This is a genomic window from Paraburkholderia sp. BL25I1N1, assembly GCF_003002025.1.
Lineage (GTDB): Bacteria > Pseudomonadota > Gammaproteobacteria > Burkholderiales > Burkholderiaceae > Paraburkholderia.
Genome location: NZ_PVZB01000010.1, coordinates 85,317 through 99,165 on the forward strand (window position 1 = coordinate 85,317; position 13,849 = coordinate 99,165).

A 13,849-nucleotide genomic window follows, 5' to 3' on the forward strand; every position below is an offset into this window, starting at 1 on the left:
GCCGCCTCTGTCGCTCAGCCCTCGCACGACCACCTCCGATGATTTGCCATCGCGTCTCGCCAACTCCGCAAGATCGAGCAACGCGGCGTAGCGAGCGGAGCATTCTTGCGACGGTTCACTCGCTCCACGTGTATCCACCGGCACGGCGAAGCGGCTCATCGCAAGCGCCGCTCCCGCGGCCACGACAACCGCTGCCAACGCGCCTGCTTTATAGAACCGCCGTGCCGGTGAATCATTGAGCGACGCTCGGCGCGCCGCAACTGTTACCCGGGATTTGACTCGCATGGCGGCACCCATCAGGACCAGTGCGCCGGCACCCAGACACGCCCGATCCAGTGGCCTGGCACCCACACGACCGGACGCGGCGCCGGCGCGACATAGACGACGCGCGGAGCGACATACACGGCATGCGGCGGGGGCGGCGGTGCGTAGACGACCGGCGGCCGCACATAAGCAACGAGCGGCGCGACCACCACTGGTGCAGGCGTCACGACAACCGGCTTCGGCGCAACCACGACAGGAGCCGGCGTCACCACAACCGGAGGCGGGGGCGGCGCAACCACCACCGGTGCAGGCGTCACCACGACCGGAGGCGGCGGCACATAGACAACCGGCGGAGCGACCACGACCGGCTTCGGCGCCACCACCACCGTCGTGCCGCCCGTCGCGACAACACCCGTGGTCGCCACCACCGTTCCACTCGACGTCACTGTGTTGCCGTGCGTGCCCGTCACGCTCGTCGAGGTCGTCACGACGCCCGGTGCGACACGCGTGGCCGAACCCGAGTGATTGACGGTGCCGCCATCCGAACCCGTCACGGTGCCCGAACGCGAGCATGTCGAGCCGGCGCAATTCGTCGACGCCGAATGGTTGACCGTGTTACCGTTAGAGCCAGTCACGGACCCCGACGACGAATACTGTCCCGGGCCGTTCTTCGTGACATCGCCGGACGTGGTCGCCGTCTTGCCGTCGGGTCCGGTAAGCGTGCCGGTATGCGAGCATGTGCCGCCGGCGCAATTGGTATCGCCTGCATGCTGGACGGAGTTGCCGTAGCGTCCCGTGGCGGTGCCCGAATTCGAGAACTGGCCCGGCGCGTTGCGCGTCACCGTGCCGGTGTTGGTCGCAAGACCGCCGTAAGGGCCGGCCACGCCGCCCGCATGCGAGCAGCTGCCACCGCCGCACGAGCCGTAGCGCGCGCCGTTATAGGTGCCGCGCGACGTGTAGGCCGTGCCGTGTTGCGACCAGGCGAATGCCGATGCGCTGCCGAGCGCGAGCACGGCGACCGTGGCGGAGAGCACGAGCTTGCGCAGCGCGCCGCGAGCGGATGAAGGGGTCGTCAAGGAGGCGGAAGCACAGACAGATGCAGCGGCGGTGGCCGGGACGACGAACGAACGATTTTTCACGATATGTCCTTCTGGGATTCGGGCCACTTCTGTCACTGCTGCGTGGCGACGAAACGGACTATAGAAGGACACGCCGACATAATCGACCGGGAAGATATGTCACCCTGTTTCACCACGAGCAAAGCCCGTGCGACAAGGGTTTGCGGACGTTTTTCGCGCCGCACGACATATTTCGACATAGATTGTTGCAGGCGAAACGGCGGACCGCGCCTGCTTTTAGAAACGGCGATTGGCGCTCCTCGCTTGTCGTGCGCGACGACAAGCGAGGCTGCCAACCCTTCTAACCGTTCTTCATATCATTGCGTTGCGCGCGCCATGGCGATATCGGCAACCTGGTCGGCCTGATAGGACGAGCGCACCAGCGGCCCCGCCACGACTTCGCGAAAACCCATCGCCAATCCCGCCTCGCGCCAGGCGTCGAACTGTTGCGGCGTCACATACCGCCGCACCGGCATATGAAAACGCGACGGCGCGAGATACTGCCCGATCGTCAGGATGTCCACGTGATGTGCACGCAGATCGCGCATCGCGTCGAGCAGGTCTTCGTCGGATTCCCCTAATCCGGCCATCAAGCCTGATTTGGTCAGCATCGCCGCGTTCGCCTGCTTGACGCGCGCGAGCAGTTGCAGCGAGCCCCGATAGTCCGAGCCCGCACGCGCGGCACGATACAAGGCAGGCACCGTCTCGAGGTTGTGATTGAACACATCGGGCCACGCGTCTGAAAACGCCTGCAACGCTCGCTCGACACGTCCGCGAAAATCCGGTGTCAGCACTTCGACCCGAATGCCCGGCACGCGCTCGCGCAGCAACGCGACGCAGCGCGCAAAATGCGCCGCGCCGCCGTCGCGCAGATCATCGCGATCCACAGACGTCACCACGACATAGCGCAGGCCGAGCGCCGCCACGGCATCGGCGAGCCGCTCGGGCTCCGCTTCGTCGAGCGGCGCGGGGCGCCCGTGCGCGACGTCGCAGAACGCACAGCGCCGCGTGCAGATACCCCCCATGATCATGAACGTCGCGGTGCGCCGCGCAAAACATTCGCCGATGTTCGGACACATGGCCTCCTCGCAGACCGAATGCAACCGGTGCTCGCGCAGGATCGCCGCAATGCCGGCGACCGTCTCGCTCATCATCGGCTTCGCGCGCAGCCACGGCGGCTTCGGCAAGACCTCGCCGTCCGCGGCCGGCACGATTTTCACCGGAATCCGCGCGAGCTTGTCAGCGCTGCGCTTGCCGTGCTGACCGAGCGCGGTGACGCTGTCGCCATGCAATGCGGCGTCCATTTCAGCGCCCCAGAAAATCGTTGAGCAGACGATTCACTTCGGACGCCGCTTCCATCTGCACCATATGCCCTTTGCCTTCGAGCACGTGAACCCGGATGTCGCCCGGCAGGCCCTGCGCATGCGCGGCCGGGATGATCTGATCGCCGGCGCCCCAGATCACGAGACTGCGCGGCGCGAGTTCCGCGAGCCGGTCCCGATAGCTCGTGCGTTGCGCGTTGCCGTCGAAGGCCGACGCCGATATCTTGCGCAGCGCCTCGGGCACGCCTTCGAGCCGCTTGTACTTGACGATGTCCTCCACCAGTTGACGCGTCACGAGACCCGGGTCGGCGAAGAGTTTGGCCAGTTGCGGCTTGAGCGCATTGCGATTGCTGCCTTCAGTGAAACCGTTGATGTAGTCGCCGTTGATTTCCGTGCCCAGTCCCGCGGCCGAAATCAACGCGAGCGACGTCACACGCCCCGGCGCTTTCGCCGCCACGGTCATTGCGATGAGTGCGCCCATCGAGTGGCCGATCAGATGCGCTTTGGCGATGCCGCGATCGTCCATAAAGGCGATCACGCTGTCCGCGAGCTCGTCGGCACTGCCGGTCTCCAGTGTCTTGCCGGATTCGCCGTGACCCGGCAGATCCAGCGCCCACACTGCCCGATGCGCGGCGAGGTCAGCGTGATTGAACAGCCAGTTGTTCAGATCGCCGCCAAAACCGTGAATCAGCAGCGCGGGCGTGCCGCCCTCGCCGAGTTTCAGATACCGCACCGTGCGCCCGCCGATTTGCGCTTTCTCCGGCTGCGGCCCACTGTCGCCATCCGCCGATGTGGGCGGCACGAAGTCGCGCTGAAATGCTTCGACTTCGGCGTCGATCTGCGCGTCCGGCGTTTCGGCGTCCGCCACCACGGCCAGCAATGCACCGATGGGCAGCGTGTCGCCCTCCTGCGCGATCTGCCGGCGTAAGATGCCCTCGAACGCACACTCGACGCCCGACGAAATCTTGTCCGTTTCCACGTCCAGAATTTCGTCACCCTTTACTACCTTGTCGCCGATGGCCTTAAGCCAACCGTTGACCTGTCCCTGCTCCATCGACAAGCCCCATTTGGGCATCGTGATCATATGGATCGGCATCGCTCAAGCCCTCACTTTCAGTACGGCCTCGGCGATCTGCGCAGCCGACGGGATATACATGTCTTCGAGCACGCCGGCAAACGGCGTGGGCGTATGCGGCGCGGTCACCATTTCGATCGGCGCCTTGAGCGAGTGGAACGCACGCTGCGCGATCAACGCGGAAATGTCGGTGGCGATCGAGCAGCGCGGATTCGCTTCGTCGACCACGACCACGCGTCCGGTGCGGTTCGCGCTCTCCAGAATCGTTTCTTCGTCGAGCGGCGAGGTTGTCCGCAAGTCGATCACCTCCACCTGGATGCCGTCCTTTGCGAGCTTTTCAGCGGCTTCGGTCGCGTAATGCACCATGCGTCCGTAGGTGACGATCGTGGCGTCGTCGCCGTCGCGCACCACGTTCGCTTCGCCGAACGGAATCGCATACGACTCTTCGGGCACCTCGCCTTCGCGGCCATATAGCAACTTGTGCTCGCAGAAAATCACCGGATCGTTGTCACGGATCGCCTGAATCAGCAGACCCTTCGCGTCATACGGCGTCGACGGGCAGACCACTTTCAGTCCGGGAATGTGCGTGAACAACGAAGTCAGCATCTGCGAATGCTGGGCCGCCGCGCGCAAGCCCGCGCCCTGCATTGCGCGAATCACGACCGGCGTCACCGCCTTGCCGCCGAACATGTAGCGGAACTTGGCGGCCTGGTTGAAAATCTGGTCGAAACACACGCCCATGAAATCGATGAACATCAACTCCGCGACCGGCCGCATGCCGCAGGCCGCCGCGCCGACCGCCGCGCCGACATAGCCGCCTTCGGAAAGCGGCGTGTCCAGCACGCGGCCCGGATACTTGTGAAAGAGTCCCTTCGTGACGCCGAGAACACCGCCCCACGCGTCCTGTTCACCAGGCGAGCCGGCCCCGCCCGCGTTGTCCTCGCCCATCACGATGACGGTTTCGTCGCGGGCCATTTCCTGACTCAGGGCTTCGTTGATGGCCTGAGAGAATGTGATCTTGCGTGCCATGTCTGTCTCCAGAATCGTTTAGATGTGCAATGCCGTGCGTTACGGATAAGACACGTAGACGTCGCTCAACAAATCTTCAGCAGTCGGCAGCGGCGCAGCCTTGGCTTCGGTCACCGCACTGTCGATCAGACTCTTGACCTCGGCATCCACGCCGCGCAACTGATCCGCGCTCAGCATTTCGGCGCGCACCACGCGCTCCTCGAAACGCTTCAGGCAATCCTTCTCGTCGCGCAGTTTCTGCACTTCGCCGGGCGCACGATAGGTTTGCGCGTCGCCTTCGAAATGGCCGAAATAACGTGAGAATTTCACTTCGACGAGCGTCGGCCCGCCGCCATGACGCGCGCGTTCGATCGCTTCACCGAGCGCTTCATGCACCGCAAAGAAATCAAAGCCGTCGACGATCACGCCCGGCATGCCAAAGCCGCTCGCGCGATCCGCGATGTTGTCGGTTGCCACCGACCACGTCGACGATGTCGCTTCCGCGTAGCCGTTGTTCTCCGCCACGAAAATCGCCGGCAGCCGCCATACCGAAGCCAGATTCAACGACTCGAAAATCACGCCCTGATTCGAAGCACCGTCGCCGAAAAAGCACACGCCCACGCCGCCCGATTTCTTATACTTCGCCGCCAGCGCTGCGCCGCAAATCAACGGCCCACCCGCGCCGACGATACCGTTCGCGCCCAACATCCCTTTCGACAGGTCGGCGATATGCATCGAGCCGCCTTTGCCATGGCACACGCCGGTCTTGCGGCCGTAGATCTCGGCCATCATGCCGCGCACGTCCACGCCCTTGGCGATGCAATGGCCGTGACCGCGGTGCGTGGTCGCCACATAATCGGCGTCGTTCAGATGCAGCATCGTGCCGACGGCGGACGCCTCTTCGCCCGCGTACAGATGCACGAAGCCGGGAATCTCGCCGGTCGCGAATTCCACGTGCAGACGCTCCTCGAACTCGCGGATCGTGCGCATCATGCGATACGCCTTCAGTAGTTCTTCCTTGCTCAACTCAGTTGAAACCGACATGGTGTGTCTCCTTGGAATGAATGCACTGCCTGCCTACAACCTACTTGTGATGCGCAACCACGTTCGCCACTTCCCGCACCAGTTGACGTGACGCCGCGAAACGCAGCGTGCGTTCGACATCGACCGTCAACGGCCCTTCCCAGTCCAGCGCGATCTCATAGCGGTCGCCGCGCTCCAGTTCGATTTCGCGCTCGCCATCGAAAGCGAGCGTGCCGTGCTCGGTGTCGAGCGGCCGCCACACGCCGACTTCGACGCGTTCGCACGTGCGCATCAGCACGCGCTCCACGCGGCCCGGCGCAATTGGCGCCACCAGCGGCACGCCGGATTCACCGGGCGTGGCGAAACGCAGATGCAAACCGTGCGGCGCGGTGCGCTCCACGGGCGCCCACGCTCCGCCGATCGACGAGAGGCCGATGCCGTCGGGCGAGGCAAACGTGAGAAAGAGTTCTTCGATATCGGCCGGATCGGACACGGCCCGCGCGCCGACAAAGCGCTGGCGGCTCGCGCAGACATCGACCAGCGCGATCTCCTCGCGGCCGCGATTCGGCCCGGCCGTACAGCGCACCACGAGCCGCTTGTTGCGCATCAGCGCCGCGTCCGGCGGCACCGCGCCCGACGCGACAAGCGCGCCCGCAAGGCCGGCCACGGTCGCTTCGCGCAAATCCGGAAAGGCGTTGTTGGTGCCGGTGGACAAGGTCAGCAGCGGCACTCTCCCGCAATGTGCCGCGACGGCGCGATGCGTACCGTCGCCGCCCAGTACGGCGATCAGTTCGACACCCGCCTTCAGCATCGCGGCGACCCCGGCGTGGGTATCGGCGACGCTGTCGGTGATCGGCTGCTCGATGAACTCGACGTCGGGCCAGCGCTGTTGCGCGGCGACGGCATCGTGCGTGTCGAGCGCGCGCAGCAGTAGCGCCGCCACGCCGGTCCGGTCGCGCAAACACAGCACGCGGGTCACGCCGAGCACACCAAGCCCGGCCAGCAGGCGCACCACCATGTTGGCTTTTTCGGAGGTCGGAAACACCGACGCGTAGGAAGTAAGACGACGAATGTCGCGACCCGACGCCGGGTTCGCGATCACGCCGACGGTGATGGGCGATGGCACTGTGCTTGTCTCCTTTCTACGCCGTCGTCGAACGGCGGCGCTTTGTCATGCGCAGGACACTGCAAAGGGTGTGCCAATTTGCCGAATAATCGTGACGCCACACGAAAGTGCCGTGTTTAAAGGGCTCTGCGCATTGCCATGCGGGCGAGACATCGAACCACCGCCGCGCGATGCAGCGTCGCTCGCGTCTCATGCCGACCGCTTGCGACGTTCGCAACCGGCGCGACGAAACCGAACACGCAGCGCAAACCCTTCACCCGCCTTGATCCGCGCGGCAAGGCTCCACGTCTCACCTGAGACTGAGACAAACGTCTCACGCGTCTCGCGTGCTGCATTGCAGTGTGATTCATCAAGCGGGATGTGATACAAGAAGCCCTGATCTCACTGTGTGTCGCTCGCCTGGAGCCGACCATGCCTTACCTCTCGCAGACCCAGCACATCGACCGCGTGCGTGGCGCCATTGAAGGACGCCTGCCCGCGCCTGCCGATTCTCCGCGGCTCGTCTCGTCGTGGCAGCGTTCGTTCGAACAGTACCGGCTCGACCCTGGCGCCGTGATCGGACCGCGCGTGCTGACGTCCGCCGAATTGCGCGAAGTGCAGGGCAAGGAAGAGGACTTTCTGCGTGCGTCCGGGCAATGTCTGTCACGTCTGCACGACATGATTCGCGTCGCCGACTATTGCGTGATGCTCACCGACGCGCACGGCGTCACCATCGATTACCGGATCGACCGCGAACGCCGCAGCGATTTCAAGCATGCAGGGTTGTATATCGGTTCGTGCTGGTCCGAGCGCGAGGAAGGCACCTGCGGCGTGGCGAATGTGCTGACCGACCTCGCGCCGATCACCGTGCACAAGACCGACCATTTCCGCGCTGCGTTTACCACGCTCACCTGCAGCGCGGCGCCGATCTTCGCGCCGACCGGCGAGATGATCGGCGTGCTCGATGCGTCCGCCGTGCAGTCGCCGGATAACCGCGACAGTCAGCGGCTCGTGTTCCAACTCGTGCGGCAAAGCGCCGGTCTGATCGAAGACGGTTACTTCCTCAATCAAACCAGCCAGCACTGGGTTCTGTTCGGCCATTCGAGCCGCAACTTCGTCGAGGCGCAACCCGAAGTACTGATCGCCTTCGACGAATGCGGCAATCTCGTCGCCGCCAATCGCAAGGCGCGCGAGTGCATTCCGGCGCTCAACGGTCCGCGCCACATCGACGACGTATTCGACACGTCGGGCTCGCATCTGCACGACGTCGCGCGCACGGATGCGATTATCGGCTTGCGCCTGCGCGCAACCGGGACGACGCTGTATGCGCGGATTCGCGCGCCGCTCAGGCGCGTCTCGCGCTCGGCGTCCACGATGAACGGCAGCGCCGCACGGTCGTCGCAAAGCGCGTCGCAAGACGATCTGCACCTGGGTGCGCTCGGGCGTTTTCTGCACAGCGCGGAGCCGCAGATCGCGCACAACGCGGCCGTGGCGTTGCGCGTGATGGGCAAGCGTCTGCCGATTCTGATTCTCGGCGAGACCGGCGTCGGCAAGGAAGTGTTCGCGCATGCAGTGCACGATTCGGGCGCACGGCGTGCGAGGCCGTTTATCGCCGTGAATTGCGGCGCGATTCCCGAATCTCTGATCGAAAGCGAATTGTTCGGCTACGCGCCCGGCGCCTTCACCGGCGCACGCAGTCGCGGCGCGCGCGGCAAGATTGCGCAGGCACATACAGGTACGCTGTTTCTCGATGAAATCGGCGACATGCCGCTCGATCTGCAAACGCGTCTGCTGCGCGTGCTGGCCGAAGGTGAAGTGACACCGCTCGGCGGCGATGCGCCCATGCGCGTGGATATCGACGTGATTTGCGCCACGCACCGCGATCTCGCGCAGATGGTCGCGGCCGGCACGTTCCGCGAAGACCTGTATTACCGGCTGAGCGGCGCATGTTTGCCGATGCCGCCGCTACGCGAGCGCGCGGATATCCGCGACGTGATCGACGCGGTCTTCGACGAAGAAGCGCAAATGGCCGGCCACGTGCTCACGCTGGATCCACAACTCGCCGAACGTCTTGCAGGGTTCGCATGGCCGGGCAACATTCGCCAGTTGCGCAACGTGATGCGGTACGCGTGCGCGATCTGCGACAGCGCACGCGTGGAATTGCGCCATGTCGCGCCGGATATAGCGGCGTTGCTCGCGCCCGAGGCCGTGCACAAACCGGCGTTATTGCGGATCGATCCGCATGACGGCCGGCGACGCGACGCGCGGCAGGATCCGCGCGAGGAGCGTGCCCGCATTATCGACGCACTCACCCGCCATCAATGGCGGCCGAACGCGGCGGCGCAAGCGCTCGGCATGTCGCGCGCCACTTTGTATCGGCGTATTGCGTCGTTGGGCATCGTCGCGCCGCATCGACGTTGAAGCGCTCATTGTCAGTGTGATGCGCCACCGCGCGCAAAACGCCCGAGTCGCCATCGCCACTACGCGTTTTCGTATTCCATTTCACGTACCCGTTTGTATGGATTGCGATCTTTTCGATTGACAAGACCTGCGGCAAAACGGCACACTCGATCTCATGTTGACGCACATCTCCATCGCGAATGCGATTACACACCCGAAGCGAGCCATCATCGGCTGGCCATTGGGAGTACGTGCGCGTTAGCAGTCTGAATCTGCGTAACACATCCCCAAGGCCCCGCCGGTAACGGAAGGGGCCTTTTGGTTTGTGGGCACCTCCGTCAGCCGGCTTGATGACGGAGAACGAGATGGATCAGGCAAGCCCGCAGTGCATGGATGATGACTCGAGTCTGGTGGCGTATCGGCAGGACGAGCGTCTGCCGAGGCTGGTGCTGCATTTTTCAGTGACGCCAGGCGCGACGCTGACCTGGCGTGTGGAGGCCGATAGCACGCTCGCCGTGCAGGGCGCGCGCCTCTGGCTCACACGCGTCAGTTCACCTTACGATCATTGGCTCGATCCGGGCCACACATTTCAACTCCAACGCGGCGAGCGTGTGTGGCTGAGTACCGACGGCGAATGCGTCGCGCGCGTGTCGTTGAGCTATGCGTTGCCGGCGCGAGGCGGTCTGCTCAGACGCTGGCTGGGACGACTCGCGTGGTTGAGTCTGGGACCGCCTGCGCCACGTTAGCCGAGTTCGTGACAGCGCGGCTCCGCGAGGCGTCACACGCGGCGGGAAAACACAAACACCCCTGCAAACGAGGGGTGTTTGCTCGCACGCTCTTTTGCATGAACGCGCGATGGCGCAAGACTGTTTATATGCTTATTTCGGCGTCACCTGCACAGCCGCCGCTGAAACGAATACCGCGTGGATCGTATCGCCGACCTTGACGTCTTTCAGATCGACGTCCGGACCGGCTTCGAGGGTTTGCGTCTGATACGCGCCGCGCAGCGTGACCAACCGCTTCTTGCGATCGATCTTCTGCACGGTGGCGAGCACTTCGATCTGGCGCGCCGATTCGAAGCCGCCCGAAGCCGGGGCATACACCTGCGTGTCGACACGCGCGCGAATGCCCTTGTCCTTGCCGGTGACCTTCTCGGCCTTCACGAGCAGCGCATTCTTGTAGAGCACGTCCACCTGATCACCCACTTTCAGGTTGTCGAAACCCTCCACCTGCTGGCTTACGAGCACGACCACCACGTTGCCGCCCGACCCCTTGAGCGTGAGCGTACGTGTGCCTGGATCGATACCGACGATCTGCGCCCGCACATGCACCGGCTCCACCGCGCTGACGACGCCTTGCGCGGCACTGGCCATGGCATCTTGCGCCCAGGCCGGCTGGGCTGCGGCCAACGCCGCGAACACCAACGCTGCTCCAATGGTCGTTGCCTTCATATGCATGCTCCTCGAGAAATTGTTTGATGCAGCGTGACGGCGATCCGAAACCGCGAGATGCCGATTGATAACTCCATGAGTGCCTGTGTGTCTTCAGGATGATAGTTTTCAAAAGGTACGGCGCAAATGATTTTACATGCCTTACAACGGCCTGCAATTGATTGAATTGTGATTTTCAAATAAATGCACGCAGCCCTGTAATGTGCCGCGACGTGGCGTCGCAGCGGCGTCCTGCCAGACGACAACGACGCGAGATTGCCACCGCCATTCAAAATGAACGACAGGTTTTAAATGCACCCAGCATTAAGCGGATACTGCATGGTTGTCGAATCGGCAATCAATATTTTTTGGGGATTCAAGCATTATCGGGCGTGTCACTAGATCGGATTAGATGCTGATTCGATATGCGCCCCAGGCGCGTTGAGCACAAAAAGAAACAGCCTCGTCGCGTGAGCGACGAGGCTGTTTCATCCGGCAGCTTCAACCGTGACGCGGACTAAGCCGCTAAACGATCACACCCGCTCGATCGCGATCGCAATGCCCTGGCCGACGCCGATACACATCGTGCACAGCGCAAAACGGCCTTGCGTGCGATGCAGTTGATACATCGCCGTGGTCACAAGACGCGCGCCGCTCATGCCGAGCGGATGGCCCAATGCGATCGCGCCGCCGTTCGGATTGACGCGGGCGTCGTCGTCGGCCACGCCGAGTGCGCGCAGCACCGCAATGCCTTGCGAAGCGAACGCCTCGTTCAGTTCGATCACGTCGAATTGATCGATGGTCATGTTCAGACGCGCCAGCAGTTTCTGCGTGGCGGGCGCCGGGCCGATCCCCATCACGCGCGGTGCGACGCCGGCCGTGGCGATACCCAGCACGCGAGCGCGCGGCGTCAAGCCGAAGCGCTTCGCGGTCTCTTCATTCGCGAGCAGCAGGGCCGCCGCGCCGTCGTTCACGCCCGACGCGTTGCCTGCCGTAACGGTGCCGTCCGGACGCACTACGCCCTTGAGCTTGGCGAGGGTTTCGAGGCTCGTCTCACGCGGATGTTCGTCTTGCAGCACCGTGATCGGGTCGCCCTTCTTCTGCGCGATCGTCACGCCGACGATTTCCTGCGCGAGCGTGCCGTCGCGTTGCGCGCGCGCCGCTTTCTGCTGGCTGCGCACCGCGAAAGCGTCTTGATCCGCGCGGCTGATGTTGTAATCCGTGGCGACGTTCTCGCCCGTTTCCGGCATCGAATCGACGCCGTACAGTTTCTTCATCAGCGGGTTGACGAAACGCCAGCCGATGGTCGTGTCATGGATTTCGGCCTGGCGCGAGAACGCCGTGGGCGCCTTGCCCATCACGAACGGCGCGCGGCTCATGCTTTCCACGCCGCCCGCCACCATCAACGCGGCCTCACCGGATTTGATGGCGCGCGCCGCGATGCCGACCGCGTCCATGCCCGAACCGCACAGGCGGTTCACCGTCGTGCCCGGCACGCCCTGCGGCAAGCCCGCCAGCAACAGCGACATGCGCGCGACGTTGCGGTTGTCCTCGCCGGCCTGGTTTGCACAGCCGTAGATCACGTCGTCGATTGCGTTCCAGTCGACGTCCTTGTTGCGCTCCATCAGCGCCTTGAGCGGCACGGCGCCCAGATCGTCGGCGCGTACCGACGACAGCGAACCCGCATAGCGGCCGATGGGGGTGCGAATCGCGTCGCACAGGAATGCTTCGGTCATGTGATGTCTCCAGTTGATGTGCTGCGTGCGCCGCGCCGCGGCCGGAACTCAGGCCCGGCGCAAACCGGACGCGCAAAAAAGCGCGCCGGAAAGCGGCTGCCGGGCAGCGGCGGCGTCAATTCAGCTTAGCGCAGGATGATGAACGGTGGGCTCGAGAATGTCGCAATATGTTCTTGATACGAACAGACGGTCATATATCGAACAACCAGACACGATAATAGGCGCGCGGCCGAAACCATGTCAAGCGCGGCCAGGCCCGCACCAGGGAATACGTGCAGGCCGCGTGCGTTTTTTCGAAGGATCAGACGAATCATGCGCCCCTGCCGGCGGCCCGTTTTCCAGGTGCCGGCACGGGGCCGGAGACTGCGTGGCGCGTGTGTCTAGCGGAGCTGGATATGCTCGTCCTCGATATAGCTGCGGATTACATCGGCAAAATTGCGCTCGCCGCTCAACCCCAGCCCTTCGGCACGCGACGTATCCCACCGTCCCGGCCAGCTACCCACGATTTTTTCGACGCGCGCATCCGGCTCGAACACGATCCGTGCGGTAGCCGCGTCGCCCGCGACCTCGCGCAGCGCGGCGACCATCTCGTCGACGCTCACCGAAATACCCGGCAAATTCAACACGCGCTGGTTACCGAGCGCGGCGGAATCGAGTTCGAGTCCGGCGATCAGGCTCTCGATCGCCTTGCGCGGCGACAGCAGCCACAGGCGCGTCGAGCCCGCGACGGGGCATACCGCCGCTTCGCCGTTCAGCGGTTCGCGAATGATGCCGCTCGCGAACGACGACGCCGCCGCATTCGGCTTGCCCGGCCGCACGCTGATGGTGGGCAGGCGCAGCACGCGGCCGTCGACGAATCCGCGCCGCGCGTAATCGTTGAGCAGCAACTCCGCGATCGCCTTCTGCGCGCCATAGGACGACTGCGGATTCAGCGCGGTGTCGTTCTGCACGACGTCGGGCAATTCGCCGCCGTACACGGCGACGGAACTCGTGAACAGCACGCGCGGCCGGTGGCCACATTGCCGGCAAACTTCGAGCAGCAGCCGCGATGCATCCAGATTGATGCGCATGCCGAGATCGAAATCCGCTTCGGCCTGGCCGCTCACGACCGCGGCCAGATGGAAGATCGCCGAAGTCTGGGCGTCGATCACGCGCTCGAGCACGCTGCGCTTGGCGATGTCGCCTACTTCCGCGCGCACGCGCTTATCGCCGAAATTGTTGGCTTGCACGACGTCGAGCAGCACCAGTTCGGTGATCGCTTGCGGCGCGCCTTGCGGGTCTTTCAGGGAACCCCGCGCGAGCAGTTCGCGCGCGAGACGCTGGCCGAGAAAACCCGCACCGCCGGTAATGAGTACTTTCATGATGTGT

The 13,849-nt window shown here is 64.1% G+C and carries 11 protein-coding genes; 2 read left to right on the forward strand and 9 right to left on the reverse strand.

What is annotated here, in order from left to right; all coding sequences use genetic code 11:
- Positions 1-296: 296 nt before the first annotated feature.
- From B0G73_RS16515 to B0G73_RS16540, 6 genes are all read right to left on the reverse strand, one after another.
- Positions 297-1,403 carry a hypothetical protein gene (locus B0G73_RS16515; RefSeq protein WP_106282385.1) on the reverse strand — a complete coding sequence of 369 codons (1,107 nt, stop codon included), beginning with the start codon at positions 1,401-1,403 and terminating at the stop codon, positions 297-299.
- A 296-nt stretch (positions 1,404-1,699) separates the two neighbouring features.
- Positions 1,700-2,686: a lipoyl synthase gene (gene lipA / locus B0G73_RS16520; RefSeq protein ID WP_106282386.1), complete on the reverse strand. Its 987-nt coding sequence runs from the start codon at positions 2,684-2,686 to the stop codon at positions 1,700-1,702.
- Between the two features lies 1 nt (position 2,687).
- A complete protein-coding gene (locus tag B0G73_RS16525; RefSeq protein ID WP_106282387.1) occupies positions 2,688-3,800 on the reverse strand; it encodes an acetoin dehydrogenase dihydrolipoyllysine-residue acetyltransferase subunit in 1,113 nt (370 codons plus the stop codon).
- A gap of 3 nt (positions 3,801-3,803) precedes the next feature.
- Entirely contained in the window at positions 3,804-4,808 is a 1,005-nt protein-coding gene (locus B0G73_RS16530; RefSeq protein WP_106282388.1) for an alpha-ketoacid dehydrogenase subunit beta, read from the reverse strand.
- A gap of 39 nt (positions 4,809-4,847) precedes the next feature.
- Positions 4,848-5,831 carry a thiamine pyrophosphate-dependent dehydrogenase E1 component subunit alpha gene (locus B0G73_RS16535; RefSeq protein ID WP_106282389.1) on the reverse strand — a complete coding sequence of 328 codons (984 nt, stop codon included), beginning with the start codon at positions 5,829-5,831 and terminating at the stop codon, positions 4,848-4,850.
- Positions 5,832-5,871: 40 nt separating this feature from the next.
- The gene (locus B0G73_RS16540) at positions 5,872-6,936 is read right to left on the reverse strand and encodes an ATP-NAD kinase family protein (RefSeq protein WP_106282390.1); all 1,065 of its coding nucleotides are present in this window, start codon (positions 6,934-6,936) and stop codon (positions 5,872-5,874) included.
- A gap of 411 nt (positions 6,937-7,347) precedes the next feature.
- Here B0G73_RS16540 and B0G73_RS16545 point away from each other — a divergent pair, with 411 nt between their 5' ends.
- Together B0G73_RS16545 and B0G73_RS16550 are read left to right on the forward strand one after the other, a co-directional pair.
- Entirely contained in the window at positions 7,348-9,336 is a 1,989-nt protein-coding gene (locus tag B0G73_RS16545) for a sigma-54-dependent Fis family transcriptional regulator (protein ID WP_106282391.1), read from the forward strand.
- A 344-nt stretch (positions 9,337-9,680) separates the two neighbouring features.
- A complete protein-coding gene (locus B0G73_RS16550; RefSeq protein WP_106282392.1) occupies positions 9,681-10,061 on the forward strand; it encodes a DUF2917 domain-containing protein in 381 nt (126 codons plus the stop codon).
- Between the two features lie 132 nt (positions 10,062-10,193).
- Here B0G73_RS16550 and B0G73_RS16555 read toward each other — a convergent pair whose 3' ends face one another.
- The 3 genes from B0G73_RS16555 to denD all read right to left on the reverse strand — a co-directional run bounded on the left by B0G73_RS16555 (position 10,194) and on the right by denD (position 13,842).
- Positions 10,194-10,766 carry a hypothetical protein gene (locus B0G73_RS16555; protein ID WP_106282393.1) on the reverse strand — a complete coding sequence of 191 codons (573 nt, stop codon included), beginning with the start codon at positions 10,764-10,766 and terminating at the stop codon, positions 10,194-10,196.
- Positions 10,767-11,278: 512 nt separating this feature from the next.
- On the reverse strand, positions 11,279-12,481 hold the full coding sequence (gene pcaF, locus B0G73_RS16560; protein WP_106282394.1) for a 3-oxoadipyl-CoA thiolase: 1,203 nt from the start codon (positions 12,479-12,481) through the stop codon (positions 11,279-11,281).
- Between the two features lie 380 nt (positions 12,482-12,861).
- Positions 12,862-13,842 (reverse strand): D-erythronate dehydrogenase, encoded by a 981-nt coding sequence (gene denD, locus B0G73_RS16565; RefSeq protein WP_106282395.1) that lies wholly within the window; start codon positions 13,840-13,842, stop codon positions 12,862-12,864.
- Between the last annotated feature and the right edge of the window lie 7 nt (positions 13,843-13,849).